The organism is Methylobacterium sp. BI1 (assembly GCF_056680125.1).
This window is the reverse complement of sequence record NZ_CM155267.1, coordinates 4,222,956-4,248,713: the sequence shown is the minus strand read 5'-3', so window position 1 is coordinate 4,248,713 and position 25,758 is coordinate 4,222,956. Positions and strand designations below refer to the sequence as shown.

General features: G+C 65.9%; 20 protein-coding genes. 12 read left to right on the top strand and 8 right to left on the bottom strand.

The window, feature by feature from the left end; genetic code table 11:
- Nucleotides 1–136: 136 nt before the first annotated feature.
- Nucleotides 137–2,014, bottom strand: a complete 1,878-nt coding sequence (locus AC1MGR_RS20065) for a M3 family oligoendopeptidase (protein WP_480232699.1) — start codon at nt 2,012–2,014, stop codon at nt 137–139.
- A gap of 299 nt (nt 2,015–2,313) precedes the next feature.
- On the opposite strand from AC1MGR_RS20065, the gene AC1MGR_RS20060 reads away from it, so the two are divergent.
- From AC1MGR_RS20060 to AC1MGR_RS20050, 3 genes are all read left to right on the top strand, one after another.
- Complete coding sequence (locus tag AC1MGR_RS20060) at nt 2,314–3,807, top strand: sigma-54-dependent transcriptional regulator (RefSeq protein ID WP_480232698.1); 1,494 nt, start codon at nt 2,314–2,316, stop codon at nt 3,805–3,807.
- A gap of 98 nt (nt 3,808–3,905) precedes the next feature.
- Nucleotides 3,906–6,017 (top strand): L,D-transpeptidase family protein, encoded by a 2,112-nt coding sequence (locus AC1MGR_RS20055; protein WP_480232697.1) that lies wholly within the window; start codon nt 3,906–3,908, stop codon nt 6,015–6,017.
- A 918-nt stretch (nt 6,018–6,935) separates the two neighbouring features.
- Nucleotides 6,936–7,616, top strand: a complete 681-nt coding sequence (locus AC1MGR_RS20050; protein ID WP_480232696.1) for a sugar transferase — start codon at nt 6,936–6,938, stop codon at nt 7,614–7,616.
- Between the two features lie 135 nt (nt 7,617–7,751).
- On the opposite strand, the gene AC1MGR_RS20045 is transcribed toward AC1MGR_RS20050, so the two are convergent.
- Nucleotides 7,752–7,976, bottom strand: coding sequence for a hypothetical protein (locus AC1MGR_RS20045; protein WP_146180425.1), 225 nt, complete (start codon nt 7,974–7,976; stop codon nt 7,752–7,754).
- Nucleotides 7,977–8,349: 373 nt separating this feature from the next.
- Here AC1MGR_RS20045 and AC1MGR_RS20040 point away from each other — a divergent pair, with 373 nt between their 5' ends.
- Together AC1MGR_RS20040 and mutS are read left to right on the top strand one after the other, a co-directional pair.
- Complete coding sequence (locus AC1MGR_RS20040; RefSeq protein WP_108034436.1) at nt 8,350–8,643, top strand: hypothetical protein; 294 nt, start codon at nt 8,350–8,352, stop codon at nt 8,641–8,643.
- A 258-nt stretch (nt 8,644–8,901) separates the two neighbouring features.
- Entirely contained in the window at nt 8,902–11,556 is a 2,655-nt protein-coding gene (gene mutS / locus AC1MGR_RS20035) for a DNA mismatch repair protein MutS (protein WP_480232695.1), read from the top strand.
- Nucleotides 11,557–11,653: 97 nt separating this feature from the next.
- On the opposite strand, the gene AC1MGR_RS20030 is transcribed toward mutS, so the two are convergent.
- The gene (locus tag AC1MGR_RS20030; protein WP_480232694.1) at nt 11,654–12,016 is read right to left on the bottom strand and encodes a retropepsin-like aspartic protease family protein; all 363 of its coding nucleotides are present in this window, start codon (nt 12,014–12,016) and stop codon (nt 11,654–11,656) included.
- A 434-nt stretch (nt 12,017–12,450) separates the two neighbouring features.
- Between AC1MGR_RS20030 and AC1MGR_RS20025 the strand changes: the two genes are divergently transcribed.
- From AC1MGR_RS20025 to AC1MGR_RS20005, 5 genes are all read left to right on the top strand, one after another.
- Nucleotides 12,451–12,657, top strand: coding sequence for a hypothetical protein (locus tag AC1MGR_RS20025; protein WP_480232693.1), 207 nt, complete (start codon nt 12,451–12,453; stop codon nt 12,655–12,657).
- A gap of 758 nt (nt 12,658–13,415) precedes the next feature.
- Nucleotides 13,416–14,108 (top strand): 50S ribosomal protein L25/general stress protein Ctc, encoded by a 693-nt coding sequence (locus tag AC1MGR_RS20020; protein ID WP_108034142.1) that lies wholly within the window; start codon nt 13,416–13,418, stop codon nt 14,106–14,108.
- Nucleotides 14,109–14,234: 126 nt separating this feature from the next.
- Nucleotides 14,235–14,843: an aminoacyl-tRNA hydrolase gene (gene pth, locus AC1MGR_RS20015; protein ID WP_480232692.1), complete on the top strand. Its 609-nt coding sequence runs from the start codon at nt 14,235–14,237 to the stop codon at nt 14,841–14,843.
- 67 nt (nt 14,844–14,910) lie between these two features.
- Nucleotides 14,911–16,008, top strand: coding sequence for a redox-regulated ATPase YchF (ychF, locus tag AC1MGR_RS20010; protein ID WP_480232691.1), 1,098 nt, complete (start codon nt 14,911–14,913; stop codon nt 16,006–16,008).
- A gap of 84 nt (nt 16,009–16,092) precedes the next feature.
- A complete protein-coding gene (locus AC1MGR_RS20005; protein ID WP_480232690.1) occupies nt 16,093–17,088 on the top strand; it encodes a MaoC family dehydratase in 996 nt (331 codons plus the stop codon).
- A gap of 4 nt (nt 17,089–17,092) precedes the next feature.
- Here the strand turns inward: AC1MGR_RS20005 and mtnA are convergent, their stop codons facing one another.
- From mtnA to AC1MGR_RS19985, 4 genes are all read right to left on the bottom strand, one after another.
- Complete coding sequence (gene mtnA / locus AC1MGR_RS20000; RefSeq protein ID WP_480232689.1) at nt 17,093–18,190, bottom strand: S-methyl-5-thioribose-1-phosphate isomerase; 1,098 nt, start codon at nt 18,188–18,190, stop codon at nt 17,093–17,095.
- Nucleotides 18,191–18,307: 117 nt separating this feature from the next.
- Nucleotides 18,308–19,900 (bottom strand): phosphoglycerate dehydrogenase, encoded by a 1,593-nt coding sequence (serA, locus tag AC1MGR_RS19995; protein WP_480232688.1) that lies wholly within the window; start codon nt 19,898–19,900, stop codon nt 18,308–18,310.
- Nucleotides 19,901–20,007: 107 nt separating this feature from the next.
- On the bottom strand, nt 20,008–21,186 hold the full coding sequence (locus AC1MGR_RS19990; RefSeq protein ID WP_480232687.1) for a phosphoserine transaminase: 1,179 nt from the start codon (nt 21,184–21,186) through the stop codon (nt 20,008–20,010).
- A gap of 146 nt (nt 21,187–21,332) precedes the next feature.
- Complete coding sequence (locus tag AC1MGR_RS19985) at nt 21,333–22,226, bottom strand: LysR family transcriptional regulator (protein ID WP_480232686.1); 894 nt, start codon at nt 22,224–22,226, stop codon at nt 21,333–21,335.
- Nucleotides 22,227–22,373: 147 nt separating this feature from the next.
- Here AC1MGR_RS19985 and dctA point away from each other — a divergent pair, with 147 nt between their 5' ends.
- Together dctA and AC1MGR_RS19975 are read left to right on the top strand one after the other, a co-directional pair.
- On the top strand, nt 22,374–23,723 hold the full coding sequence (dctA, locus tag AC1MGR_RS19980) for a C4-dicarboxylate transporter DctA (protein WP_480232685.1): 1,350 nt from the start codon (nt 22,374–22,376) through the stop codon (nt 23,721–23,723).
- 54 nt (nt 23,724–23,777) lie between these two features.
- Nucleotides 23,778–24,941 carry a mandelate racemase/muconate lactonizing enzyme family protein gene (locus AC1MGR_RS19975; RefSeq protein ID WP_108034151.1) on the top strand — a complete coding sequence of 388 codons (1,164 nt, stop codon included), beginning with the start codon at nt 23,778–23,780 and terminating at the stop codon, nt 24,939–24,941.
- Nucleotides 24,942–24,957: 16 nt separating this feature from the next.
- Here the strand turns inward: AC1MGR_RS19975 and AC1MGR_RS19970 are convergent, their stop codons facing one another.
- The gene (locus AC1MGR_RS19970; RefSeq protein ID WP_480232684.1) at nt 24,958–25,701 is read right to left on the bottom strand and encodes a dienelactone hydrolase family protein; all 744 of its coding nucleotides are present in this window, start codon (nt 25,699–25,701) and stop codon (nt 24,958–24,960) included.
- Nucleotides 25,702–25,758: the final 57 nt, after the last annotated feature.

Below are 25,758 nucleotides of genomic sequence, written 5' to 3'. Positions count from 1 at the left end.
GTCTTGTGCGCGACGCCAAAGGGCGGATTTGCTAGACCAAGCCGCTGGGTGTGCGCGATTGATAAAGATTTGCCTTCCGTTGTCTGGAATTCACAACGGAAGGAATCTCTACTAGATCGCTCACATCACCGGGTGTTCACGCAGTCTCCATCGATTCCAGTTCGGCGATCATGCCCTCGATCATTGAGAGACCGATTTGCCAGAAGCTCGGGTCGCGAGCGTCGAGGCCGAACGGTGCGAGAAGTTCGCCGTAGGGCTTGGCACCACCAGCCGACAGGAGGGCGAAATAACGCTCGACGAACCCGTCTTCGGCCTTGGCGTAGACACCGTAGAGCGAGTTTACCAAACAGTCGCCGAACGCATAAGCGTAGACGTAGAACGGTGAATGGATGAAGTGCGGGATATAGGCCCAGAACGGCTCATAGCCCGCGTCGAGTGCGATCGCTGGACCGAGGCTTTCCGCTTGGACTGACATCCAGAGGCTATTGATCTGCTCTGCAGTCAGCTCACCCTGCGCCCGGGCGAGGTGGACCTTGCGCTCGAAGGCGTAGAACGCGATCTGGCGCACGACCGTGTTGATCATGTCCTCAACTTTCGCAGCCAGCATGGCGCGGCGCTGACTCGAGTTCGCGGTAGCGGCCAGGAGGCGGCGAAATGTCAGCATCTCGCCGAAGACGCTGGCGGTCTCGGCAAGCGTCAGCGGTGTCGGCGCCATCAGGGCCCCGTTCGGCCCGGCGAGGACCTGATGCACGCCGTGCCCAAGCTCGTGCGCGAGCGTCATCACGTCCCGGGGCTTGCCCTGGTAGTTGACCAGGACATAGGGGTGGACGGAGGGTACGGTCGGATGCGCAAAGGCGCCGGGCGCCTTACCCGGTCGGGTCGGGGCATCGATCCAGTTGCGGTCGAAGAACGTCCGGGCGATGTCCGCCATCCGGGGGGAGAACGCCTGGTAGGCATCCAGAACGGTATCGCGCGCTTCGCTCCAAGGGATGGTACGCTGATCGACCTTGGGGAGCGGAGCGTTTCGATCCCAGTAAGGAAGCCTCTCGACACCGAACCACTTAGCCTTCAGGCGGTAATAGCGGTGCGACAGCCGCGGATAGGCGGCCTGGACAGCTTCCACCATCGCGGCGACCACCTCGGGCTCGACGCGGTTCGACAAATGACGCGCATCCGCGACATCCTTGAAGCCGCGCCAGCGGTCAGAAATCTCCTTGTCCTTGGCAAGCGTGTTGGTGATTAGTGTGAAGGTGCGCAGATTCGCACGGAAGACTTCGCTGAGAGCTCCAGCAGCTTCCTTCCGAACGGCGCCATCCGGATCCTGCAGTTTGTTCAGAGTCGGCTCCAAGGTGAGTTGCTCGCCCTGCACAGGGAACCGAAGTGCTGCGATCGTTCCATCGAAGAGGCGATTCCAGGCCGCACGCCCAGTAACGGACTTCTCCAAGAATAACTTCTCGGCGCGGTCGTCGAGCTGAAACGGCTTCTCGCGCCGTAGATCTTCCAGCCAAGGCGCATAGTGGAGGAGCGGCCCATCCGCCATGGTCCGGTCCATCGCCACGTCCGGGATACGATTCAGTTCGAGGGCGAAGAACAGCAGGTGGCTGGAAGCGGTAGTCAAACGCTCCTGCGTGTCGCCATAAAATTTTTCCCTCAGTTCGTCTGTGGTGTCGCCGGAATAGACCAAGCCCGCGAACGACATCAGGCGGCCGAGCAGATCCTCGATACCTTCGTATGCCGCGATCGCCTCGGCCAGTTGAACCGAAGCATTCGGTGTAGTCGCCACCTCCGCGAGGTGACCGGCGTAGCGCTCGGAAAACCGGGCACAATCCATCTCGGCGCGGACTAGATCAGCCGAGAAGTCGGGAGAATCGATCCCGGCATACAGATCCGTGAGGTCCCATTCCGGCAGCGCCCCCAGATCGGCCGCGTGCGCGGCAGCTCTGGCCGCGCTGGCCCCTTCCGCATTCGCGACGATGCCCGAACGACTGGCAGTGGCGACGGATCGGCTCGGCATGATGGTCAGGTTCCCTATCGGCCCGGTGAGTGCCGTGCGCGGTGATATCGAGTGCAGACGCCCTTCGATCAATCCGACTTCATGAGAATCTTGAAGACCGAGACGGTTTGTCAGCGCGTGTGCGAAACGGGATGTCAGTTCCGGGATCCCTCGCTTTGGAAAAGTCGGATCGTCGTTAAGCGCGGCTTTACGCTCTTGGGGCACCCTACGGTTCGAAACGAAACACGCCGGCGACGATGGCGCCCGGACGACCCTCGCGTCGCCGGCTGCCGGTCGCTTGCGAACAGCGAGGCTGCTCCATGTCGACAACGGTCCTCATCGTCGACGATGATCCCGTGCAGCGCCGCCTCGCCGAAACCATGGTCCGGCGCCTGGGCTTCGAGGCGCGGGTGGCCGAAAACGGCGAGCAGGGCCTCGAAGCGTTGCGTGCCGGCGATGCGATCGACGTGGTACTCCTCGACCTCGTCATGCCCGGCGGCTTGGATGGACTCGGGGTCATGTCCGAGATGCGCAGGACCGGGCTGGATGTGCCGGTGATCGTGCAGACCTCCAACGGCTCGATCGACGCCGTCGTCACGGCGATGCGTGCCGGCGCTACGGATTTCGTGGTCAAGCCAGCCGGGGCCGAGCGTCTGCAGGTCTCGATTAAGAACGCCCTGAAGGTCGATCAGCTCGAGGAAGAGGTCCGCCGTATGCGCCGGCGCGCCTCGGGCGCGTTGACTTTCAAGGATCTGACATCACGCAGCCCAGATATGGAGCGGGTAATCCGCCTCGCCGAGCGCTCGGCCAGATCGAACATCCCGGTGCTTATCGAAGGGGAGTCCGGCGTCGGCAAGGAGGTGCTGGCCCGGGCGATTCAGGGGTCCGGAGATCGCCGCGGCAAGGCCTTCGTGACGGTCAATTGCGGCGCAATCCCCGACAATCTCGTCGAGTCCACTCTGTTCGGCCACGAGAAGGGCGCCTTTACGGGTGCCACGGAGCGACACGTCGGCAAGTTCGTTGAAGCCTCGGGGGGAACGCTCTTCCTCGACGAGATCGGCGAACTGCCCCTCGACGCACAGGTGAAGCTCCTGCGCGCCCTGCAGGAAGGCGAAGTCGATCCGGTCGGCGGTAAGCGCAGCGTGCGGGTGGACATCCGTCTGATCTCTGCGACCAATCGGTCGCTCCTCGACCTCGTGAAGCAGGGCCGCTTCCGCGAGGACCTGTATTATCGGCTTAACGTTTTTCCCATGACGCTACCGCCGCTGCGCGCTCGCCGGGAGGACGTTCCTGATCTGGTCCGCTCCTTCTGCGCGCGGTTTGCGGCCGAGGAAGGCAAGAAAGTCAGGGCCATCACCCCAGAGGCGATGGCGCTCCTGACACGGTATGGCTGGCCGGGTAATGTACGCCAGCTGGAAAATGCCCTGTTCCGCGCGGTGGTGCTCGCGGACGGTGACGAACTCACCGTCTCCGAGTTTCCGCAGATCGCTGCGCAGGTCGAAGGCTTCGACGTCCGCATTCCCGCCGCCCCGATCCAGCCGATGGTGCTGGGCGGTGCGCCGGAGCCCGTGCGGGAAATCGTGCGGGTGGAAGTGCGCGACCCGCATGCCATGAGCCTTGTCGCGGAAGAGACGGGCGAGATGAAGACGATGGATGCTTTGGAGGCAGAGATCATTCGCTTTGCCCTTCAGTTTTATCGGGGTCGAATGTCGGAGGTTTCACGCCGCCTCGGAATTGGTCGATCTACCCTCTACCGTAAGCTCAAGGATCTTGGTCTCGCAGAAGAGGACAAGGTCGACGAAGCTGCCGCCTGAGGCCTGGCATCGGCGACCGTGCGATTGCGCACGCGCCTGGCTGATCCGATTATCCTACTGCCAACGACCAGTATGGTCGGCCCCGAGGAGTTGCCATCATGGGCGTTTCGCACTCCGCCTCCGTCGCGCTGTCCGCTCTGCTGGTGGGCTGTGTGGGTTATGGGGCCCAGGCCCAGGTCACCGACGAACGGAAGCAAGAGGTCCGGGCATCCGACGCTCAGAGCCCTCAACTTCAGACGCCACACGCGCAGGGACCGGAGGCATCCTCCGCTGCCCCAGTGACGCGGAACGCTTCGGTCGATCCGCATTCACCCGAGGCGGCCAAGGCCGATCTGTCCGCTACCGGCACGAGTCCAATCGCGGCGGCCCCGGCCGCTGGATCGGACGCGAGCGTAGCCTCTCCGGGAACGCCTTCCGCAAACGAAGTCGCAGCACCGTCACCCCTGCCAACAGATCCACAGGCCGCCGCGATCGCCGCTCGGCTCTCCGATTCCAGGCCACTTCTGGCTCGGCTCTCGACGAAGGATCGCGAGGCTATCCAGGCGTTCTACGCCATAGGCGCCTTCAAACCGGTCTGGATCATCGATGGAGCGCTGACGCCTGCGGCGAAAGCTGCTGCTGCCCGCTTGACGTCCGCCGCCGAAGACGGTCTCGCGGCATCGGCCTATCCCGTACCGGTTCTTGGAACTCAGGCTGTCACCGAAGCGCAAGTCGCAGACGCGGAGCTGAAGCTCTCCGCGGCCATCGTGCTGTATGCACGGGATGCACGGGGTGGGCGCGTCAATCTTGCAAGCCTGTCGCGCCTGATCACTCCGGTTCTCGACCTGCCGGCACCGGAGGCCGTCCTCGCCCGCATTGCCTCCGGCGGCACGGCGGCCGGATCGTTGTTGCAGGGCTATAATCCGGCACAGCCGGGTTATGTAGCCCTGAAGGCTCGCCTAGCGATGCTGCGCGGACACGGTCAGATTTCATCTGTGGCGAGCTTGCAGTTAGCGCCGGGGCCAGTGCTCAAGCTCGGTATGACAGATCCGCGCGTTCCAGCCCTGCGCGGACATTTCAGCCTCGAAAGTCGGACGGCCGGAACCCTCGATGCCGGACCGGGCAATCCGGAATCCTACGATTCCGGCGTGGTGGCGGCCGTGACGGCCTTCCAGCGAGCGCGAGGTCTGCCTCCGAATGGCATTTTGACCCCGCAAACTGTGTCTGCTCTGGCCCGATCCGACGCCACAGCCCGCACCGACGACGCAGAAGCTGCGCTCATCGTGAACATGGAGCGCTGGCGCTGGCTCCCGTCCGATCTCGGACGGGACTATGTCATGGTCAACATCCCGGAGTTCCGCCTGCGGGTGGTACGGGACGGGCGCCAACGCGATGAGGCACGCGTGATCGTCGGAAAAACGGAATCACCGACACCGATCTTCTCGGGAATGATGGAATACGCGGTCGTCAATCCGTCCTGGAACGTCCCACCTTCGATCCTGAAAAACGAGTTCCTGCCGGGACTCGCTCGAGATCCCAACTACGCGGCCCGCCGGGGCTACGAAGTGGTCTATCGCAACGGCAACGTATCGGTGCGTCAGCCTCCGGGGGAGCGCAACGCCCTCGGGTTCATCAAGTTCATGTTCCCGAACAATCATGCAGTCTACCTGCACGATACGCCGAATCGGACGCTTTTCTCATCGGCTCACCGTGCTTTGAGCCATGGCTGTGTGCGCGTCGAAGATCCCTTCCGGTTCGCCGACGCCGTCTTGCCGGAAGCCTGGTCAAGCGAGCGCCTGAAGAAGTTGATCGGGAAGGGCGAGCGTCAGATCCGCTTGAGTGAAAAGCTTCCGGTACATCTCACCTACTTCACCACGTCAGTGGACGAGGTCGGCGCAGTACGGACCCTCCCCGATTTGTACGGGTACGACTCACGCATGAAGATCGCCCTGGGATTGAGCCCCGGGAGCCCCTTGGTCGCGCGCGGAACGGACGGTAAATCTCAAGAGGCTCGGCGCTCTGCGCAGAAAAAGCCCGCGGTCACGGCGCGAACTGGCCCAGCCTTGACAGCGGCTTCCAAACCTATGGCCGAAGCGCGGCGTACGCGGATCCGGGAAGTGAATTCCGAAGGTCCGGCCGTGCGTGCAACGGCTGAACGCCCGCCCGCCGGTTTCGGCGACTCCGACCTATGGACTCCGCGACCGGGCCGGCCCCTGAACGGTTGGTGGTAGTGTCAGACTCTCGAGAAACCTTGCACCCAACCTGCGCCGATCAACGCGTAGGCTTCTTTCTGCTGAGTTCGATTGAGACAGAACTCACTCATTTGAACGCGAAAGAGTTTTCAGTTCATTTTCCACGAGTGTTGAAGGCTTTCTCTGTGACCAGAATTGTCGGTGTCGCAGGCTTAAGCCTGGCAATTTTATGCAAATGCGTTTCGTGGGGCAGAGTTGGACGCGCCCGAAATTGCGCAAGGCTCCAATAGTGCAGTTGTCGATAATTCGATGCTGCGTGGACGTGCCGAATTTCAGATAAGTCGGACATGCCGTAGCCGCGCGGCCAGGACATCGGAGCCGTCATTCCGCTTCCGTAAACGCCCGTGAGCCGAGTCGAGGCGGGTTGAATTTTCCTGCGCGCCGATCTTAGACAAGCGTCGCCATCTCAAGCTTGGCCGCATGAGGTTTCTAGTAAAGTGAAGGCCAAGAAAAGGGTTCTGATCTCAGATCGGTAGAGACGCGCCGACTTGGCTACGACAGCTGCCCTTCGAAAGTGCATTCTCCCGAGCATGAAGACCGGCAATCCGGCGCACTTTCGAATCTTAGATCTCAGCGTATACTGCCTGCCTACCTATATGGGCTTTCACGGGTTTGATTCGCATTTCTGCCAACTTTCCCGAGTATAAGGCCGTAAAGATCGAAATATGTTTCAATTTGCCCGCCAAGAAGCTGATAATTTTGTGTTTTACTGCATGTCTTTGCCTTCTGTTTGTCGTAATGATTAGATATGGTTTACAGGAACTTTGGTTCAGTTCGTGCGCCTGATCCGTTCTGAAATCGTACCTATCTCCCGAATCGGATGGACGTGTCTCGTTTCGCTTCAGCGCCGCGGGCTGATCGGAATCGATGTCTGCTTATCCTGAGGGCACTGTCACGATGGACACCACTTCTGCTCGGAAGGGCCTTGCCGTCGGCGCCACCTCGACCGCGCTGACCCCATCCCGTCCCGGCCTGACCCGCCTGAGCCTGACGGCCCTGCGCCCCGCCCTGGACCAGACCCTGGCCGCCCTGGCCCTGTTCCTGGTCGCCCCCCTCCTGGTCCTGGTCGCCCTCCTGGTACGCCTCGACAGCAAGGGCCCCGTGCTCTTCCGCCAGACCCGCACCGGCAAGGACGGGCATCCGTTCCAGATCTACAAGTTCCGCACCATGCGCGTGCTGGACGACGGGGCGGTGGTGCACCAGGCCACCCGTGGCGATGCCCGCGTGACCCGCGTCGGCGCCCTGCTGCGCCGGACCAGCATCGACGAGCTGCCCCAGCTCCTCAACGTGCTGCAGGGCGACATGGCCCTGGTCGGGCCGCGCCCCCACGCCCTGGCCCATGACCTCTACTACGGCGCCGAGATCCCGACCTACCGCCACCGCTTCGCCGTCCGGCCCGGCATCACCGGCTGGGCCCAGATCAACGGCTCGCGCGGTCCCACCCCCACCCTGGCCGACATGCAGCGCCGTGCCGCCCTCGACCTCTGGTACATCGAGAACCAGAGCCTGCGCCTCGACCTCCAGATCCTCGTGCGCACCGTCCTGGCCGAAATCACCCGCCGCACCAACGCATTCTGAGTTCTTCTCCCCCTCGCAATGATAGAGCGCGATGGTACGCCGCACTCACCTGATAGTCGGAGTTTCGCGTCGTTCGACATGCGTGCCAGCCCTCGCGGAAGATGGGGCAGGGCGCGAGGGATTTGATCCGTTCAGCTACGAAGTGAGCGGATTGAAGTGATGGAAGATGCGATGTCGATCCATCTCCAAAATTCCGTGATCCCGCCGTATCGACCAGACAATCCGACCTTTTTCCAGAAAATCACGCGCGACCTCCATGGCCTCCTCTTTGCCTCGTAGCGCTAAGTAAACGTGCGGGCTGATATCCTCCTCAGATAACCCCGGTTCGACCGCTTCGCTCCAGTGAACGGTCCATGACATTGATAGCTCCTATTACAGTCCGTCTTCCAGCGAATCGTTTAAGCAAGCTGTTCTATCTTATATCGGTTATGCAACGCTGCAGTGCATTCTTGATATTCCGCAGAATCGATCGTAGCGCACTCGAACAACGTGTTCAGCGTGGATGGTCCCGCACGGTGGTCAACTGCTGTAAACCGACCTGTCCCCATAGCCAATGAACGATACGCCTATGACGGACCGTTCGCCTTATCCACATGCCGGTCCTCTCCTCTTTTCCATTCCAATAAAACGTCTGAATGAGTCGCACTGGCGATGCGCAGCAATGGGAACGGATTCACTTCGAAGGACTTGTTGGCTGGATGCGCATCGGGCGCGTTGACGGAAGATGGAACTCATGACGAAACTTGCGATCGCTCTGGCCGCCAGCACTCTGCTCGGCGCCATCGGACTGACGTCTGCGTCGGCCGCTCCCGTAATGCCGGCGCCTGCCGTCGCCGTCGCTGGCGAGCAGACCGTGGATCAGGCAGCTTATCGCCGTCACCACCGCGGAATGCGCCATCATCGACACCATCGCCGCATGCACCGCATGCCGCGCTCGCGGATGATGAGCGATCCGAACTCCCGTAATCCGTCGCAGCCCGGTTACCAGCAGCAGAAGGGCAATACCACGGGCGGCCCGCGCTACTGATCGTCAACCTCGGCCGCCAGAGTCCGATCGGTCCAAGGGTCGACGTGCCAGGCACGTCGGCCCTTTCCTCATTCCCAACCCATGCGTTTGCCGGCTTCTCCCCAGGCGAGACGCATCCCCACTCTGATTCTCCGACAGCCGCTCTGCTATGCTGAGCTTATGTCACAGCGTATCGCCCGCTCCGTCGCCAAGACGGGTTCCGCTCCCTCAGATTACACGACCAGTGCGACAGTCCTCGAGACGGCTGGCGCCACGCCGATGATGGCGCAGTATATCGAGATCAAGGCAGCCAACACCGATTGCCTTCTCTTTTATCGGATGGGTGATTTCTACGAGCTGTTCTTCGAGGATGCCGAGATCGCATCCCGCGCCTTAGGGATCGTGCTCACCAAGCGCGGAAAGCACGGGGGAGCGGACATCCCGATGTGCGGCGTTCCGGTGGATCGCGCCGACGATTACCTCAGCCGTCTCATAGCACTCGGCCATCGTGTTGCGGTCTGCGCGCAAACGGAAGATCCCGCCGAAGCGAAAAAGCGTGGTCCAAAATCCGTCGTTCGACGTGAGGTGGTCCGGCTGGTTACGCCCGGCACGATTACCGAGGATCGCCTCCTCGACCCGACCCGTGCCAACATCCTGCTGGCGATCGCCCGTCGCAAGGCAGGGGATGCGGCCTTCGTCTACGGACTTGCCTCTGTCGACATCTCGACGGGACGCTTCTCTCTGAGCGAGGTACTGTCACCCGAGCTTGGCTCTGCAATCGCCCGGTATGAGCCGCGCGAGATCGTGGTGTCGGAAACCCTTCACGCCGATCCGGCACTCGCCCGGTTGTGGCGCGACTGTTCGGCCCCCATCACGCCGTTGGCCCAAGCGGAACTCGAACGATCCGCGGCCGAGCGCCGGATCAAGGCGCAGTTCGGCGTCTCGACCCTGGATGGTTTTGGTCAATTCGGTCGGGCCGAGATCGCCGCCGCAGGGGCGGCGCTGCTGTACATTGAACGCACGCAGATCGGCGCGCGGCCGACCCTTTCGCCGCCGACCCGAGAGAGTACTTCCGCGACTCTCGCCATCGACGCCTCCACCCGCGCCAATCTCGAACTGACCCGAACCCTATCCGGCGAGCGCAAGGGAAGCCTGCTGGATGCTATCGACCGGACCGTCTCCGCGGGCGGAGCCCGCCTTCTCGCTGAGCACCTCGCTGGCCCCCTGACTGACCTCGACGCCATTCGCCACCGCCAGGCGGCGGTAGAGTTTCTGGTCGATGATACCCCCACCCGCGCCGCCTTCCGCGACAGCCTCGCGCGAGCACCGGACCTCGCGCGGGCCCTCTCACGCCTTGCTCTCGGACGGGGCGGCCCACGAGATCTCGCGGCTCTACGCGACGGTCTCGACGCGGCGCAGGTTCTCGCCGATCGTTGCGGAAGCCTGGCGCGCCTACCGCAGGATCTCGTGTCCGTCGCGACATACCTAGGCGCCGTCGATTGCACGCTGGTATCCGAACTTCGCGCCGCTCTGGCCGAGGACTTACCCCTGAAGCGACAGGACGGGGGCTTCGTACGCGCTGGCTATGAGCCTGAGATCGATGAGAGCCGATTGCTCGGTCAGGACTCACGGAAGGTCATCGCCGCGTTGCAGGCGCGTTACGCCGAGGAGACTGGCTGCCGCACCCTTCGGATCAAGCACAACAATATGCTCGGCTACTACATCGAGGTGCCACAGGGGGTAGGGGAGGCCTGCCTTAAGGGTGTGATGCGCGAGACCTTCATTCATCGCCAGACCATGGTTGATGCGATGCGCTTCACCAGTGTCGAACTCGGCCAGCTCGAAAGCCGGATCTCGGGCGCGTCCGACCGGGCTCTTGCCCTTGAGAGCGGCGTGTTCAATGCCCTCGTCGAGCTCGTCATGGCGCAGGCAAACGCGATTGCGGGGGTGGCCGAAGCTCTCGCGCGGCTCGATGTGGCCACTTCGCACGCCGAACTCGCGGTGGAGCGCGACTGGCGTCGTCCTCTGGTCGATGACAGCTACGCCTTCTTGGTGGAAGGAGGTCGCCATCCCGTCGTGGAGGCGGCACTCCTTCACTTCGGGGCTCCGTTCATCGCGAACGATTGCGACCTGTCGGGGGAGGGGCGCGGGCGCATTCGCCTCGTCACGGGTCCGAACATGGGCGGCAAGTCAACCTTTTTGCGTCAGAACGCGCTGATCGCCGTGCTGGCGCAGATCGGCGCCTTCGTACCAGCCGCGCGTGTTCGCCTTGGCCTCGTGGATCGTTTGTTCTCACGGGTCGGAGCGGCCGATGACCTTGCCCGTGGTCAGTCAACCTTCATGGTCGAAATGGTCGAAACTGCCGCGATCCTGAACCAGGCGACCCGTCGCTCACTCGTGATCCTCGATGAGATCGGCCGTGGCACCGCCACCTTCGACGGCCTGTCGATAGCTTGGGCCTGCCTGGAGCACCTGCACGAGCAGAACGGCTGTCGCGCCCTATTCGCGACCCATTTCCACGAGCTCACGGCCCTCGGACAGCGCTTGTCCCACCTCGACAATGCGACGCTCCGGGTGGCCGAGCACAAGGGTGAGGTCGTCTTCCTGCACGAAGTGGTTCCGGGTGTGGCCGAGCGCTCCTACGGACTTCAGGTGGCCCGACTCGCGGGGCTGCCGGCCGGCGTCATCGCGCGGGCAGGATCAATCCTGAAGCACTTGGAGAAGGCTGAGCGTGATCGCCCGTCCCGCCCGCGCATCGATGATCTCCCGCTTTTCGCCAACCTCGCCCCGCCCCCGATGCCGGAGCCGGCCCCCGAAGCCCCCGATGATACCCTGCGCCTCGCCCTTGATGCCATCGATCCCGACGCGCTTACGCCTCGCGAGGCCTTGGAGGCTCTCTACCAGCTGAAGGCCGTCGGCAGACAGGGCAATTGACGGCACTTCTGATCTGTCATTGCGTGGTGTCCCGAACGCGGCTACCGCGGAGGGCTCTACCGCTCACTCCCAGGCCTGATCGCGCAGCGTTACGGCGTCATCCGCGCAGAGAGAGACGGCCGCCATTCATGCTGAATTCGTTAAGGCGTTTCAGGAACGACATGCCGAGAAGGCTGGTGGACAGGCGCCCCCGCGGCATCACCATACTGTCGACACCCTGGACGCTAATTGTGCCGATCCGCATCTCGGGAATGCGGATCGGCGCTGCCATGACGATGCCGTTAGCGGTCTGAACCGGGACGCGGAAGTCGCGCTCGTTCACCCGCAGCCCGGCGCGCTCCGCATCCTCATAGGTAAAGGCGCAGGTCGTCGCGCCGGTATCGACCAGCATGCGCAGGCGCTGCACCCCAATCACGACGTCGGTTGAGAAGTGGCCCTGCGTATCGGCGAAGAGCGTCATAGTGCTTGGACCACTGCGGATTGCCGCTGCGGTTGAACGCTCTGTCGGCGCCGTCGCGACCGCGGCATTCTGAGGAGCGGTCCGCTGGAACCGGTCGGCGATACCGACAGCCCAGATCGCTGCCGCCGCTGTCACTCCAAGCGCCCAAACGATCGGTCTTGTCATTGCATCCCGTCTCTCCCAGCCCGCACGCTAGGTTGGGAGGGTGAACGAGCCGTCGGCACCGGGGCCAGCTAAAGGTCTGGCAGGCAACGACTGCGCCTTATGGTTTCGAAGTGGCTGATGGCCTGGACCAGGCGGTTGTTCGGACCACGTTTGCCGTCTTCCTTACCGCCGCTTTCCTCTCTGCCCCCAAGGCCGCCAAACTGCACTCCTACGGAGTTTGAAGCGATCCCGTCGAGGCGGCGAACCAGGGTTCAGCCAGCACAACTTTCGTGATTGGCATCATCAGCGCCAGCATCACGGCAGCCCGGATCGCTTCAAACGGTTCCTGCACGGTGGGTGGTGACATCGCCAGGCGTAAGCCCGCTGTCCTGCGGACCGACTGGGCTCACGATGCCGAGGCGCTCAACTTCCCCGTGTCAAGCGACGGCACACCACGCTCCTTCTTTGTCATTGATTTCATCGATATCTGCTATTGAAAACATCTGTTTGAATAATGGTGCGGTGCAAATACATTCCGATCACCGGACGGGGCACGCCCTCCGGGAACAGCCAAGGATCTTTATGATGACCGTTCGTACCTTCATCCTCGCCACCCTCGCTACGGCCGGCCTTGCGAACTCCGCGACCGCCGGAGACCGTACCTTCTTCACCCCTCCGCTGTACCGTGAACAGGCTCGCGCCACGGCTACGGTGCGTCCGGCATCCGAACTGACGACGACGCCCTCCGTGACGCCGCGCACGCCCTCCACCCGGCGAAGCGTTGCCGAGACTGCCGATGCGTCCGTCCGGTAGGACGACCGCTTCGTGCAATTCAGCCGCATCAATCCGATCTGCGCTCCAATGGGACGACTCCCTTTGGAGCGCTTTCGTTTCTGCCATGTGCCGGCGTTCTGAAAGACAAGGCGAGTCATCACAACCGTCGAACGCTCGGAGAGTATGGCGTGCTTGGTGATTGAGCCGGTCCCCCAACCGGCATACCGCGCAGCCCTTGAGCCGATGCTGATCCAGACGCCGCTCCGCCTCGTCAGATGGCTGACGGGCATTTCTCGGGCTTGGCACGACGTCGTCTCAAAGACGTCTCGGTTGCGCCGCGCGATGCTTGCTAGTATAGGCCGCGCCAGCGCCCGCCAGACACCCTTGGAGGCACGGGCGCTTCGGGGATCGGGGCATGGCCGTCCGTTTCGGGCGGCCTTTCGCGTTTCCCCGAGGTTTTCATTCTCAAAAGGATCACGCCATGAGCGCAGTCAAGACGCTTGAGGCCGTGGCACGCGACCGGGTCGGCAAGGGGGCCGCCCGGGCCGTTCGTCGCCAGGGTCAAGTTCCCGCCGTCATCTACGGAGGCGGTCAGGCCCCGCAATCCATCGCCGTGGACCTCGTCCGCGTCCGCACGCTGATCTACGCCGGTGGCTTCAAGACCACCCTGTTCGAGATCAACGCCGGCGGCAAGAAGACCCGCGCGATCCCGCGCGACTTCCACCTCGATCCCGTGTCCGGCGTGCCGATCCACGTCGACTTCCTGCGCGTCGTCGCCGGCCAGTCGATCACGGTCGAGGTCCCGGTGCACTTCCTGAACGAGGATGCTGCCCCCGGCATCAAGCAGAAGGGTGGCACGCTCAACGTTGTGCTTCACACGCTGCCCCTCGAGGTTGCCCCGGACGCGATCCCGGACGCCATCGAAATCGACCTTTCCGGTCGCGAGATCGGCGATGCCATCCACATCACCGACGTGAAGCTGCCCGCCGGCGCCACCTTCACGGGTGAGCCTGACGCCACCGTGGCCAACATCGTGCCGCCGACCGTTCTCGGCGCCGAGGTCGAGGCCGAGGAGGCCGCGATCGCCGAGGCACAGTCCGCCGAGGCTGCCGAGGAGAAGGCCGAGGAAGAGGCGTCCGAGGACGCCGCCGAAGACGAGAAGAAGGAGGATTGAGGCGGGGGCGCAAGCCCTGTCTCACCCCATCCCTGCGGGTGCCCCGGCCATTAGGCTGGGGCATCTCCGTTTCCGGGGCCGCGCTCGGCGGCTCTCGAAGAGAATCTGTCTGGATCGATTCGCGCCATGCGCCTGATCGTTGGCCTCGGCAATCCCGGCTCCCGCTACGCCAAGAACCGCCACAACATCGGCTTCCTCGCGGTGGACGAGATCGCGCGCGTGCACCGCGCGGGGCCGTGGCGACGCAAGTTCCAGGGTGAGATCGCCGAGCTGGCCCTCGGTTCCGAGCGGGCGATCCTGTTGAAGCCGCAGACCTTCATGAACGAGTCCGGGCGCGCGGTGCAGGAAGCGCAGCGCTTCTACAAGATCGCCCTCTCCGACGTGATCGTGCTGCACGACGAACTCGACCTCGCCCCGGCTAAGCTGCGGGTGAAGATAGGGGGTGGCAATGCCGGTCATAACGGACTGCGCTCGATCACGGCGCAATGCGGCAACGACTATCGCCGGGTTCGCCTCGGCATCGGGCATCCGGGCGACAAGACCCTGGTGCACGGCTACGTGCTGAATGATTTCGGCAAAGGGGAGGGGGCCTGGGTCGATGACCTCTGCCGGGCCGTTGCTGATTACGCGCCCCTGTTGGCGGGCGGCGAGGATGCGAGCTTCCAGAACAAGGTCCACCTCGTCATGGCGGGGCGCGGCTGGGACGACGTCAAGCAGGTCAACGCGCGCGATTGACCGCGACGGCCACATCGGATTTCACGCGGGCAGGCTTTCAGCGGACCCGCGAACGGACAGGTGACCCATGGGCTTCAAATGCGGCATCGTCGGCCTGCCGAACGTCGGCAAGTCGACCCTCTTCAACGCGCTGACGCAGACCGCGGCGGCGCAGGCGGCGAACTATCCATTCTGCACTATCGAGCCGAATGTCGGCGAGGTGGCGGTGCCGGATCCGCGCCTCGACGATCTCGCCAGGATCGCGGCCTCGAAAGAGATTATTCCGACCCGCCTGACCTTCGTCGATATTGCCGGTCTCGTGCGCGGCGCTTCGAAGGGGGAGGGCCTGGGAAACCAGTTCCTGGCCAACATCCGCGAGGTCGACGCGATCGCGCACGTGGTCCGCTGCTTCACCGACGGTGACGTGACCCATGTCGAGGGCAAGGTCGACCCGGCCGCCGATATCGAGACCATCGAGACCGAGCTGATGCTCGCCGACCTCGACAGCCTCGAGAAGCGCCTCATCGCTCTGGAGAAGAAGGCCAAGGGTGCGGACAAAGAGGCCAAGGAGACCCTCGATCTGGTGCAGCGCGCGCTGCCCCTGCTACGCGAGGGTAAGCCCGCCCGCCTCGTCCAGCGCAAGCCCGAGGAGGAGCGTCTGTTTCAGAGCCTCGGCCTGATGACGGCGAAACCCGTCCTTTACGTCTGCAACGTTGACGAGGGCGATGCCGACAAGGGCAACGCCTACTCGGACGCGGTGATGGCTCGCGCCAAGTCGGAAGGGGCCAAGGCCGTGGTGGTCTCGGCCAAGATCGAGAGCGAGATCGCCGTGATGCCCCTCGCCGACCAGGGCGACTTCCTGGAGGCGGTCGGCCTAGCCGAGCCGGGCCTGAATCGCGTCATCCGAGCCGGATACGAACTCCTCGGCCTCATCACCTATTTCACCGTCGGCCCCAAGGAGGCCCGGGCCTGGACCATCGAGAAGGGTACCCGCGCTCCCGCCGCCGCCGGCGTGATCCATACGGATTTCGAGAAAGGCTTCATTCGCGCCGAGACCATCGCCTTCCACGACTACACGAGCCTGAAGGGCGAGGCCGGCGCCAAGGAGGCCGGCAAGTTCCGCCTGGAGGGCAAGGAGTACGTCGTGCAGGACGGCGACGTGCTGCATTTCCGCTTCGCCAACTGACCCCATGCGGGCGGGGGCGGTCGCACGCCCGCGGCACTGGGGTGCACGCCTGCCAGTTACTTCGCAGCGTTTGAGAGGGCCCGCATGACCGGCATCACCTTCGAGGATTTCACGCCCGGTACGGTGATCGAGGGTGGTCCGGTGACGGTGACGGAGGCCGAGATCATCGCGTTCGCGCAGGAGTTCGATCCGCAGGCGTTCCACCTCGACGCGGAGGCCGCTAAGGCGACCTTCGTCGGTCAGCTGATCGGTTCCGGCTGGCAGACCGCCGGGTTCGGGATGCGCCTCCTGCAGGAGCACGTTTTCCGCGGTGCGACCTCAATGGGCTCGCCCGGAATCAACGAGCTTCGCTGGCTCCGGCCGGTGCTGCCGGGCGACCGCCTCAGCGTCTCGGTTCGGGTCGATACCTGCCGGGCCTCGAACACCAAGCCGGATCGCGGCTTTGTCGGCTTCGCCATGACCGTCCTGAACGGCGACGGTGAGCCGGTGATGACCCAGATCTTTACGGTGATGTTTCCCCGGCGCGGCGCGGCACCCCTGCCACCGCGGACCGTGTCCGTGACGGACACCGGACCGTGCACGGAGTCCGAAGACGTCGACCAGCTCTGCTTTCTCGAAGCAGCCCCCATCGGTGCGGTTCGGGACCTGGGTGGCCACCACTTCGCCCCGGAGGCCGTCATGGCTTTCGCCCGGGCTTACGACCCTCAGGACTTCCACCTCGATCCCGAGGCCGCGCGGCACACCCATTTCGGAGCGCTCTGTGCCTCGGGTTGGCACACCGCCGCCGCCTGGATGAAGCGGCTCCACATCACCCGCGGCCGTGACATCGCCTATACGGCGAAGACCGGCCCGGTCCCGCAGCTCGGCCCCTCGCCGGGCTTTCGCGACATGCGCTGGCTCGCGCCGGTCTATGCCGGCGACACCATCCGTTACAGCTGCACCCTGATCGACAAGCGCGAGACGGCGTCCCGTCCCGGCTGGGGCCTCGCGACCCACCAGAACACCGGGACGAACCAGCGCGGCGAAAAGGTCTTCGCCTTCACCGGTTCGGTGTTCTGGCAGTGGTCCCCCGACGTCTGAGGCGTCACGCGGCCTTGCGCCGCTCCGGATAGAGGCCGAGCAGCCCCTCGGCGTCGGCCGAAGCGACCCCGCGCTCGGTGATGATACCGGTGACGAGGCGCGCCGGCGTGACGTCGAAAGCGGGGTTCGCGACGGGGCTCCCCGGCGAGACCACCTCCACGGTGGCGAAGCCGCCATCCGCCAAGCGCCCGGTGAGATGCGTGACCTCCCGTCCATCGCGCTCCTCGATCGGGATCTCCCGCACGCCGTCGTCCAGGGTCCAGTCGATCGTCGAGAAGGGCAGGGCGGCGTAGAACGGCACCCGGTTGTCGCTGGCGGCCAGCGCCTTCAGATAGGTGCCGATCTTGTTGCAGACGTCGCCCGATGCCGTGGTCCGGTCCGAGCCGACGATGCAGACGTCGATGCTGCCGTGCTGCATCAGATGCCCGCCGGCATTGTCGGCGATGACGGTGTGTGGAACCCCGTGGGCGTTGAGCTCGAAGGCCGTGAGGGCCGCGCCCTGGTTGCGCGGGCGGGTCTCGTCGACAAAGACGTGGACCGGTACGCCGGCATCATGCGCCACGTAGATCGGCGCGAGGGCCGTTCCCCAATCCACCGTGGCGAGCCAGCCGGCGTTACAATGGGTCAACACGTTGATGGTTCGGCCTTTCTGGTGGTGCAGATCGCCGAGGACCTGCGCGCCATGGACACCGATGGCGTGGCAGCTCTCCACGTCCTCTTCGGCGATGTGGCCGGCTTCCGCGTAGGCGAAGGCAGCCCGTTCGCCCTCAGGGACCGTACGGAGTTTGGCGGCGACACGGTCGAGGGCCCAGCGCAGGTTGATCGCGGTCGGCCGCGTCGCGGCGAGCGTCGCGACGGCATGATCGAGCCCGGTCTCCGAGGCATCCGCGCGCAGGCCGAGGGCGAGCCCGTAGGCGGCGGTGACGCCGATGAGCGGGGCTCCGCGTACCACCATGGTGCGGATCGCGACGGCGGCGTCGTCCAAGGTCGCGAGCGTCTTGAGTTCGAAAGCGAAGGGCAGGCGGGTCTGATCGATCACCGCCACGGAGGCGCCGTCCGCGGCAGGGAAGATGGTGCGATAGGGCTTGCCGTCGATCTTCATGGAGCGGGTCCGGATGCTGGCGGGTCCGAGGCGTAGGGCCTCTTCGTCGGACCGCCTTTACGTCACAATGACGTCGCTAGGCCAGCTTGCAGCCCGACCTGGTGAGACCGCACAGTCTCAGAAGCGCAGAGGGCGCACGCGCTTCACCTGCGGGATCGCGGCGATGCTGGTGAGAACATCCTCCGGGACCGGTGCATCGACGGCGCAGAAACAGATCGCGTTGCCGCCCTGTCCGTCGCGCCCGAGGGCGAAGGTCGCCACGTTCACGCCGGCCGAACCGAGCACGCTGCCGAAGCGCCCGATGAAGCCCGGCTGATCGTGGTTCCGCACGTAGAGCATGTGCTCGGCGAAGGCGGCGTCGATCGGGATCGACCGGATCTCGATCATGCGCGGCTTGCCGTCTTGGAAGACCGTGCCGGCGGCGTCGCGCGGCATGTCTTCCGCCTCGACGGAGATGTGGATCACCGACCCGAAATCGGGCGCAGCGCCGGCGCGGGTGACCTCCTCGACCAGGATGCCGCGTTCGCGGGCGACGGCCGGGGCGGAGACCATGTTGATGCCGGACAGGACGGGGCGGAGCACCCCGGTGACGGCGGCCGCCGTCAGAGCGCGGATGTTCATCTCCGCCACGGCGCCCTCGTACGTCACCCGGATGCCGCGGATCGGCGCATCGGTGAGCTGGCCCAGGAACGAGCCGAGATTCTCGGCCAGCTGCACGAAGGGTCTCAGGCGCGGTGCCTCGTCGGCCGAGATCGACGGCATGTTGATGGCGTTCACGACGGCCCCGCTCAGCAGGTAGTCGGCCATCTGATCGGCGATCTGCAGGGCGACGTTCTCCTGCGCCTCATTCGTCGAGGCGCCGAGATGCGGGGTGCAGACCACGTTCGGATGCCCGAAGAGCGGGTTTTCGTAGGCTGGCTCGGTCGCGAACACGTCGAAGGCGGCACCGCCGACATGACCGGATTCGAGGGCGGCACGCAGGGCGATCTCGTCCACGAGGCCACCGCGGGCGCAGTTGACGATGCGGACGCCCGGCTTCGCCAGCGCCAGGGCGTCGGCCGAGAGGATGTTGCGGGTGCGCTCGGTGAGGGGGACGTGCAGGCTGATGAGGTCGGCCCGGGCGAGAAGCGCGTCGAGTTCGAGTTTCTCGACGCCGATTTCGGCGGCGCGCTCCGGCGTCAGGTAGGGGTCGTAGGCGATCACCTTCAGCTTCAGGCCGATGGCCCGGTCAGCGACGACGGCGCCGATGTTGCCGCAGCCGATGATTCCCAGGGTCTTGCCCGTCAGCTCCGTGCCCATGAAGGCGGACTTCTCCCAGCGGCCGGCCTGGGTCGAGGCGTCGGCCCGGGGGATCTGCCGCGCGAGGGCGAACATCAACGCGATGGCGTGCTCGGCGGTGGTGATCGCGTTGCCGAAGGGTGTGTTCATCACGATGACGCCGCGGGCGGTGGCCGCCGCCACGTCGACGTTGTCGACCCCGATGCCGGCGCGACCGACGACCTTCAGGCGGGAGGCCCGCGCCAGGAGCTTGGCCGTGACCTTGGTGGTGGAGCGGATCACCAGGCCGTCATAGTCGCCGATCAGGGCGGCCAACGCATTGCGATCCCGACCGAATTCGGGCCGGAGATCGACGTCGAGGCCGCGCGCGCGCAGGCGCTGCACGGCCGAGGCGGACAGGGCGTCGGAGATGAGCACCTTGGGCGCGGGCATGGCGGCGTCCGGCTCGGGCGAGGGAGGAGCGACGCGCGACGGAGCCGAAAACGGGCTCCATCGCGCGCACGGTATACGACGCGGGTGACGGCGAGGTCGCGCGGGTCTCAGGCGGCGCGGGCGAGTTTCGCCTTCTCGGCCGCGAAGGCCCAGTCGAGCCACGGAGTCAGGGCCTCGAGGTCGGCCGATTCGACGGTGCCGCCGCACCAGATCCTGAGGCCGGCCGGGGCGTCCCGGTAGGCCCCGATGTCGAAGGCGATGCCCTCGCGGTCCAGGGTGTCAGCGATGCCCTTGGCGACGGCACCGACGACGGCGTCGCCCATGGCGAGGATGTCCGGGTCGGTGATGACGAGGCAGACGCCGGTGTTGCTGTAGGTGCCGGCATCGGCGGCGAGGTGGCCGATCCAGGGAGTGCGCGCCACCCAGTCGTGGATGACCTTCGCGTTGGCGTCGGCCCGGGCGTGCAGCGCCGGCAGGCCGCCGATACGGGCGGCCCATTTCAGGGTGTCGAGGTAATCCTCGACCGCCAGCATCGAGGGCGTGTTGATGGTGTCGCCCTTGAAGATGCCCTCGATCAGCTTGCCGTCCTTGGCCAGGCGGAAGACCTTCGGGACGGGCCAGGCCGGGACGTTCGATTCGATGCGGGCCACGGCGCGGGGCGAGAGCACGATCATGCCGTGCGCGGCCTCGCCGCCCATGACCTTCTGCCAGGAGAAGGTGACGACATCGAGCTTGGCCCAGTCGAGGGGCATCGCGAAGGCGGCCGAGGTGGCGTCGCAGATGGTGATGCCTTCGCGGTCGGCGGCGATCCAGTCGCCGTCGGGCACGCGGACGCCGGCGGCGGTGCCGTTCCAGGTGAAGATGACGTCGTTGTGCCGGGTGTCGACCGCCGAGAGGTCGGGCAGGATGCCGTAATCGCCGACATGCACGCGCGGCGCGATCTTGAGTTCCTTGAGGGCGTCGGTGACCCATTCGAGGCCGAACGCCTCCCAGGCCACGACCTCGACGGTCTTCGGGCCGAGCATCGACCACATCGCCATCTCGACGGCGCCGGTGTCGGAGGCCGGCACGATGCCGATCCGGTAATCGGCCGGCACCTGCAGGACGCTGCGGGTGAGGTCGATGGCCTCCTTCAGCTTGGCCTTGCCGATGGCCGAGCGGTGCGAGCGGCCGAGCGGCGCGTCGGCCAGGGCCGCGAGGCTCCAGCCCGGACGCTTGGTGCAGGGGCCGGAGGAGAAATTCGGCACGCGGGGGCGCGTGGCGGGTCGGTTGGTCACGTGCGTCATCCTTCCAGATGAGAGCTCCTCGTTGGGGAGGAGTGGCCCGGAGACGCCAATGGACCCGCGCCGCACGGGACGCAAGCGGTCGCGGTGCCGCCGGGGATCGGAGCGCACCCGTGCGGGGCGAAACCGGTCTCCCGATCGGGGCGGGGTCAGGCGTCGCGCAGATACGCCCAGAGCTCGTCGGCGGCGTGGTTGCGGCACTCCGGCGACCGGAACAGACGGATCTCGATCGGCACGTCGCAGGCGTCGGGCCCGGCTCGGACGAGCTGGCTGCGGGCCTGGTCCTCGGCCGCCACGGTCTGCGGGAGCCAGGCGACGCCGTGGCCCTCGCGCGCCATGGTCGTCAGCGTGGCGGCGAGATGCGAGGTGAAGCGGGTCGCGAGGTGGTGGGCTTCGCTCTTGCGGCAGCTGGCGAGGATGCGCCCGAGGCCCGAGGGCTGGGAGTAGGCGAGGTAGGGGATGGGGTCGGCGGGTGTGCCGGGCAGCGCCCAGAGGCCCCTGCCGTCCGGAGCGGGTGCGCAGAGCGGGACCAGCCGGTCGTGCCCGACCCGCACGCTCTCGAAGCGATCGGACTCGAAGCGCGTCGGCGCATCCGCGTGGAAGTGGCAGAGCAGGAAGTGCACCTCGCCCGACAGCATGATCTGCTCGCAGGCTTCCATGCTGTCGGAAACAAGGTTGAGGGTCCCGAGCATCCGGGACTGCATGACCTGGCGGACCCAGCCCGGGAAGAACGTGAAGGACAGGGCGTGGGTCGCCGCGATCGAGAGCGTGGCGGTGTCCCGGGCGCCGACCCCCTGCGCCTCGCGCCGCGCCCGCTCGAGGCTCCGCAGCAGGTCCTGCGCCGCCGGCTGGAACGCGAGGCCGGCCGGCGTCAGCGCGGCGCCCTGCGCGCCGCGGAGGAAGAGGGGCGTCCCGATCCAGTCCTCGAGGGCCCGGATGCGGCGGCTGAAGGCCGGCTGCGTCACGCTCCGCGCCTCGGCCGCGCGCGAGAACGTCTTCTGCTCGGCCAGCGCCAGGAAGTCCTTCAGCCAGTCCAGGTCCATCGCCCGCCCGATGCCGTGCGCGCATAGCGCGAACCGAACATGGCATTGGCCGAGCGCGGCTGTCCAGGCGTAAGTCCAACGCCAAGCCCCACAAGAGGGATCAACGATGAAACTGCCTGAGACAAGGCAGATGGGAGGAAACAGAGCATGAAGTCATGGCTCGGCCGACTCTATGTTCAGGTCTTCATCGCGATCATCTTGGGTGGTCTTGTGGGCGTCCTGGCGCCCGAGGTAGCTGTGACGCTGCAGCCCCTGGCGGACGGGTTCATCAAGCTGATCAAGATGCTGCTCGCGCCGGTCATCTTCGGCACCATCGTCGTCGGCATCGCCAAGATGGGCAACATGAAGGAGGTCGGCCGCATCGGCGTGCGGGCGCTCCTCTACTTCGAGGTGGTCTCGACGCTCGCCCTCGTCATCGGCCTCGTCGTGGTCAACCTGATGCAGCCGGGCGTGGGGATGAACATCGACGCCACGCACATCGACGGCAGCGCCATCGCCGCCTACGCCAAGCGCGCCGAGGCGCAGCCGGGCCTCGTCGGCTTCCTGATGGACATCATCCCCACCACCATCGTGGACGCCTTCGCCAAGGGCGCCATGCTGCAGATCATCCTGATCTCGCTGCTGCTCGGCCTCGCCCTGGTCCAGGCCGGCGAGCGCGGCAAGCCGGTGGTCGCCGTCATCGACAGCCTGCTCGACGCGCTGTTCCGCGTCGTCGCCATGGTGATGCGCCTCGCCCCCATCGGGGCCGGGGCGGGCGTGGCCTTCACCATCGGCAAGTACGGGTTCGGCACCGTCTGGTCGCTCGCCTACCTGATGCTCGGCGTCTACGCCACGTCGATCCTGTTCGTCGGGCTGGTGCTCGGCTCCGTCTGCGCCTGGACGGGATTCTCGCTGGCCAAGGTGCTGAGCTACTTCAAGGACGAGATCCTCATCACCTTCGGGACCTGCTCCACCGAGGCCGTGATGCCGCGGATGATGGCCAAGCTGGAACGGCTCGGCTGCGAGAAGTCGGTGGTCGGCCTCGTGCTGCCCACGGGCTACACCTTCAACGCGGACGGCACCTGCATCTACCTGACCATGGCGGCGATCTTCGTCGCGCAGGCCACCAACACGCCCCTGGGCCTCGGCGACCAGCTCGTCGTCCTCGGCGTGCTGCTCCTGACTTCGAAGGGCTCCGCCGGCGTCGCCGGGGCCGGCTTCGTCACCCTGGCCGCCACCCTGTCGAGCATCCACACCGTGCCGGTCGCCGGCCTCGTCCTCCTGCTCGGGGTGGATCGCTTCATGAACGAGGCGCGGGCGGTGACCAACCTCATCGGCAACGCGGTCGCCACCATCGCCATCGCCAAGTGGGAGGGCGCCTTCGACCGCGACAGGGCCGAGACCGCCTATCGCGACCGCGCCGCCATCGCCGCGGCGGACGTCCTCCCAGCCGAGACGCCGCCGGCCGAGACGCCGCCGGGTCGCGACCGGCCGCTGCCCGCCGCGCTGGCCTCCTGAGGCCGCGCCTTCGTCCCCAAGCCCATCCCCTTCCGCGAATCCCGGAGAGCCACCATGCGCATCGTCGACGTCTGCGAGGTCACCAAGCCGATCGCCTCACCCATCCGCAACGCCTACATCGACTTCTCGAAGATGACCGCCAGCCTCGTCGCCGTGGTCACCGACGTGGAGCGCGACGGGCGCCGGGTGGTGGGCTACGGCTTCAACTCGAACGGCCGCTACGGCCAGGGCGGCCTCATCCGCGAGCGCTTCCGCACCCGCCTCCTGGAGGCCGATCCGAAGAGCATGCTCAACGCGGCCGGCGACAACCTCGACCCGCACAAGCTCTGGGCGGCGATGATGACCAACGAGAAGCCCGGCGGCCACGGCGAGCGCTCGGTGGCGGTGGGCACCCTCGACATGGCGATCTGGGACGCGACGGCCAAGATCGCCGGCAAGCCGCTGTTCCGCATGCTCGCCGAGCAGAAGGGCATCGAGGCCGACCCGCGCGTCTTCGTCTACGCGGCGGGCGGCTACTACTATCCGGGCAAGGACGACACCCAGCTGCGCGCCGAGATGCGCAGCTACCTCGACCGCGGCTACACCGTGGTGAAGATGAAGATCGGCGGCGTCCCGATCGCGGAGGACCAGCGCCGGATCGAGGCGGTGCTCGCCGAGATCGGCTCGGCGGCGCAGCTCGCCGTCGACGTGAACGGGCGCTTCGACCTCGAGACCGCCATCGCCTACGCCAAGATGCTGCGGCAGTACCCGCTGTTCTGGTACGAGGAGATCGGCGACCCCCTCGACTACGCCCTGCAGGCGGCGATGTCGGAGTTCTATCCGGGCCCGATGGCCACGGGCGAGAACCTGTTCTCGCACCAGGACGCCCGCAATCTCCTGCGCTACGGCGGCATGCGGCCCGACCGCGACTGGCTGCAGTTCGACTGCGCCCTGTCCTACGGGCTGGTGGAGTACCTGCGCACCCTCGACGTCCTGGAGCAGTTCGGCTGGTCGCCCCGCCGCTGCATCCCCCATGGCGGGCACCAGATGTCGCTGAACATCGCGGCGGGCCTCGGCCTCGGCGGCAACGAGAGCTACCCCGACCTGTTCCAGCCCTATGGCGGCTTCCCGGACGGGGTGCGGGTCGAGGCCGGGCACATCGTCATGCCCGAGCTTCCCGGGATCGGCTTCGAGGGCAAGTCCGACCTGATCCGGGTGATGCGCGACCTCGCCGCCTGAGGCCCGTCCGCCTGTCTCAGGGGGCGCCCGGCAGGGTCTTGCGGAACAGGGCGCGCAGGGCGTCCCAACCCTGCGCGGCGGCCTCCGGGTCGTGGACGGGGAAGTCCGGCATCATCCAGCCATGGGCGGCCGGGTAGGTCCGGGCCGTGTACCGGACGCCGGCCCCGGTGAGAGCACGCTCCAGGCGCTCGGCCATCGCCGGCGGGTAGCTGCCGTCGTTCTCGGCCGCCGCGATGTAGACCTCCGCCTTCAGCGTCGGGACCGCCCGATGCGGGCTCGTCGGCGCGTCGGTCGCGAGGTTGCCCCCGTGGAAACTCGCCACCGCCGCGAAGCGATCCGGATTCCGCCCCGCCGCGGCCAGCGCCATGCCGCCGCCCATGCAGAAGCCCACCGCGCCGACGGCCAGGCCCGAGACGTCGGCGCGCGAATCGAGATAGGCCAGGATCGCGTCCGTATCCGCCGCCGCCTTAAGGGGATCGGTCGTGGCCATCAGCGGGCCGAGGATTGCGCGGAAGTCGCCGGCGAAGACCTCCCGCGGCACGAAGGGGCCGTAGGGCCCGTAGCGGTAGAAGAGATCCGGCAGGGCGACGACGTAGCCCGCCTCGGACAGGTCCCGGGCCATGTCGCGCATCGCCGGGCGGATTCCGCCGGCATCCATGTAGAGGATCACCGCCGGCCACGGCCCGTGGCCGGGGGGCACCAGGACGTCCATCGGGCAATCCCCGTCGGGCGTCCGGATCGTCACGTGCTCGTTCGGCATCGGCCTCTCCCGGTTCGGATCCCGGCGACTATGCCCGGTGCGGGTGGCGGGGCAACC

What these genes read in the sequence shown, in the direction of transcription:
- AC1MGR_RS20065 (WP_480232699.1), bottom strand. Translation starts at nt 2,014, where the DNA reads ATGCCGAGCCGATCCGTCGCCACTGCCAGTCGTTCGGGCATCGTCGCG.
- AC1MGR_RS20060 (WP_480232698.1), top strand. Translation starts at nt 2,314, where the DNA reads ATGTCGACAACGGTCCTCATCGTCGACGATGATCCCGTGCAGCGCCGC.
- AC1MGR_RS20055 (WP_480232697.1), top strand. Translation starts at nt 3,906, where the DNA reads ATGGGCGTTTCGCACTCCGCCTCCGTCGCGCTGTCCGCTCTGCTGGTG.
- AC1MGR_RS20050 (WP_480232696.1), top strand. Translation starts at nt 6,936, where the DNA reads ATGGACACCACTTCTGCTCGGAAGGGCCTTGCCGTCGGCGCCACCTCG.
- AC1MGR_RS20045 (WP_146180425.1), bottom strand. Translation starts at nt 7,976, where the DNA reads ATGTCATGGACCGTTCACTGGAGCGAAGCGGTCGAACCGGGGTTATCT.
- AC1MGR_RS20040 (WP_108034436.1), top strand. Translation starts at nt 8,350, where the DNA reads ATGACGAAACTTGCGATCGCTCTGGCCGCCAGCACTCTGCTCGGCGCC.
- mutS (WP_480232695.1), top strand. Translation starts at nt 8,902, where the DNA reads ATGATGGCGCAGTATATCGAGATCAAGGCAGCCAACACCGATTGCCTT.
- AC1MGR_RS20030 (WP_480232694.1), bottom strand. Translation starts at nt 12,016, where the DNA reads ATGACGCTCTTCGCCGATACGCAGGGCCACTTCTCAACCGACGTCGTG.
- AC1MGR_RS20020 (WP_108034142.1), top strand. Translation starts at nt 13,416, where the DNA reads ATGAGCGCAGTCAAGACGCTTGAGGCCGTGGCACGCGACCGGGTCGGC.
- pth (WP_480232692.1), top strand. Translation starts at nt 14,235, where the DNA reads ATGCGCCTGATCGTTGGCCTCGGCAATCCCGGCTCCCGCTACGCCAAG.
- ychF (WP_480232691.1), top strand. Translation starts at nt 14,911, where the DNA reads ATGGGCTTCAAATGCGGCATCGTCGGCCTGCCGAACGTCGGCAAGTCG.
- AC1MGR_RS20005 (WP_480232690.1), top strand. Translation starts at nt 16,093, where the DNA reads ATGACCGGCATCACCTTCGAGGATTTCACGCCCGGTACGGTGATCGAG.
- mtnA (WP_480232689.1), bottom strand. Translation starts at nt 18,190, where the DNA reads ATGAAGATCGACGGCAAGCCCTATCGCACCATCTTCCCTGCCGCGGAC.
- serA (WP_480232688.1), bottom strand. Translation starts at nt 19,900, where the DNA reads ATGCCCGCGCCCAAGGTGCTCATCTCCGACGCCCTGTCCGCCTCGGCC.
- AC1MGR_RS19990 (WP_480232687.1), bottom strand. Translation starts at nt 21,186, where the DNA reads ATGACGCACGTGACCAACCGACCCGCCACGCGCCCCCGCGTGCCGAAT.
- AC1MGR_RS19985 (WP_480232686.1), bottom strand. Translation starts at nt 22,226, where the DNA reads ATGGACCTGGACTGGCTGAAGGACTTCCTGGCGCTGGCCGAGCAGAAG.
- dctA (WP_480232685.1), top strand. Translation starts at nt 22,374, where the DNA reads ATGAAGTCATGGCTCGGCCGACTCTATGTTCAGGTCTTCATCGCGATC.
- AC1MGR_RS19975 (WP_108034151.1), top strand. Translation starts at nt 23,778, where the DNA reads ATGCGCATCGTCGACGTCTGCGAGGTCACCAAGCCGATCGCCTCACCC.
- AC1MGR_RS19970 (WP_480232684.1), bottom strand. Translation starts at nt 25,701, where the DNA reads ATGCCGAACGAGCACGTGACGATCCGGACGCCCGACGGGGATTGCCCG.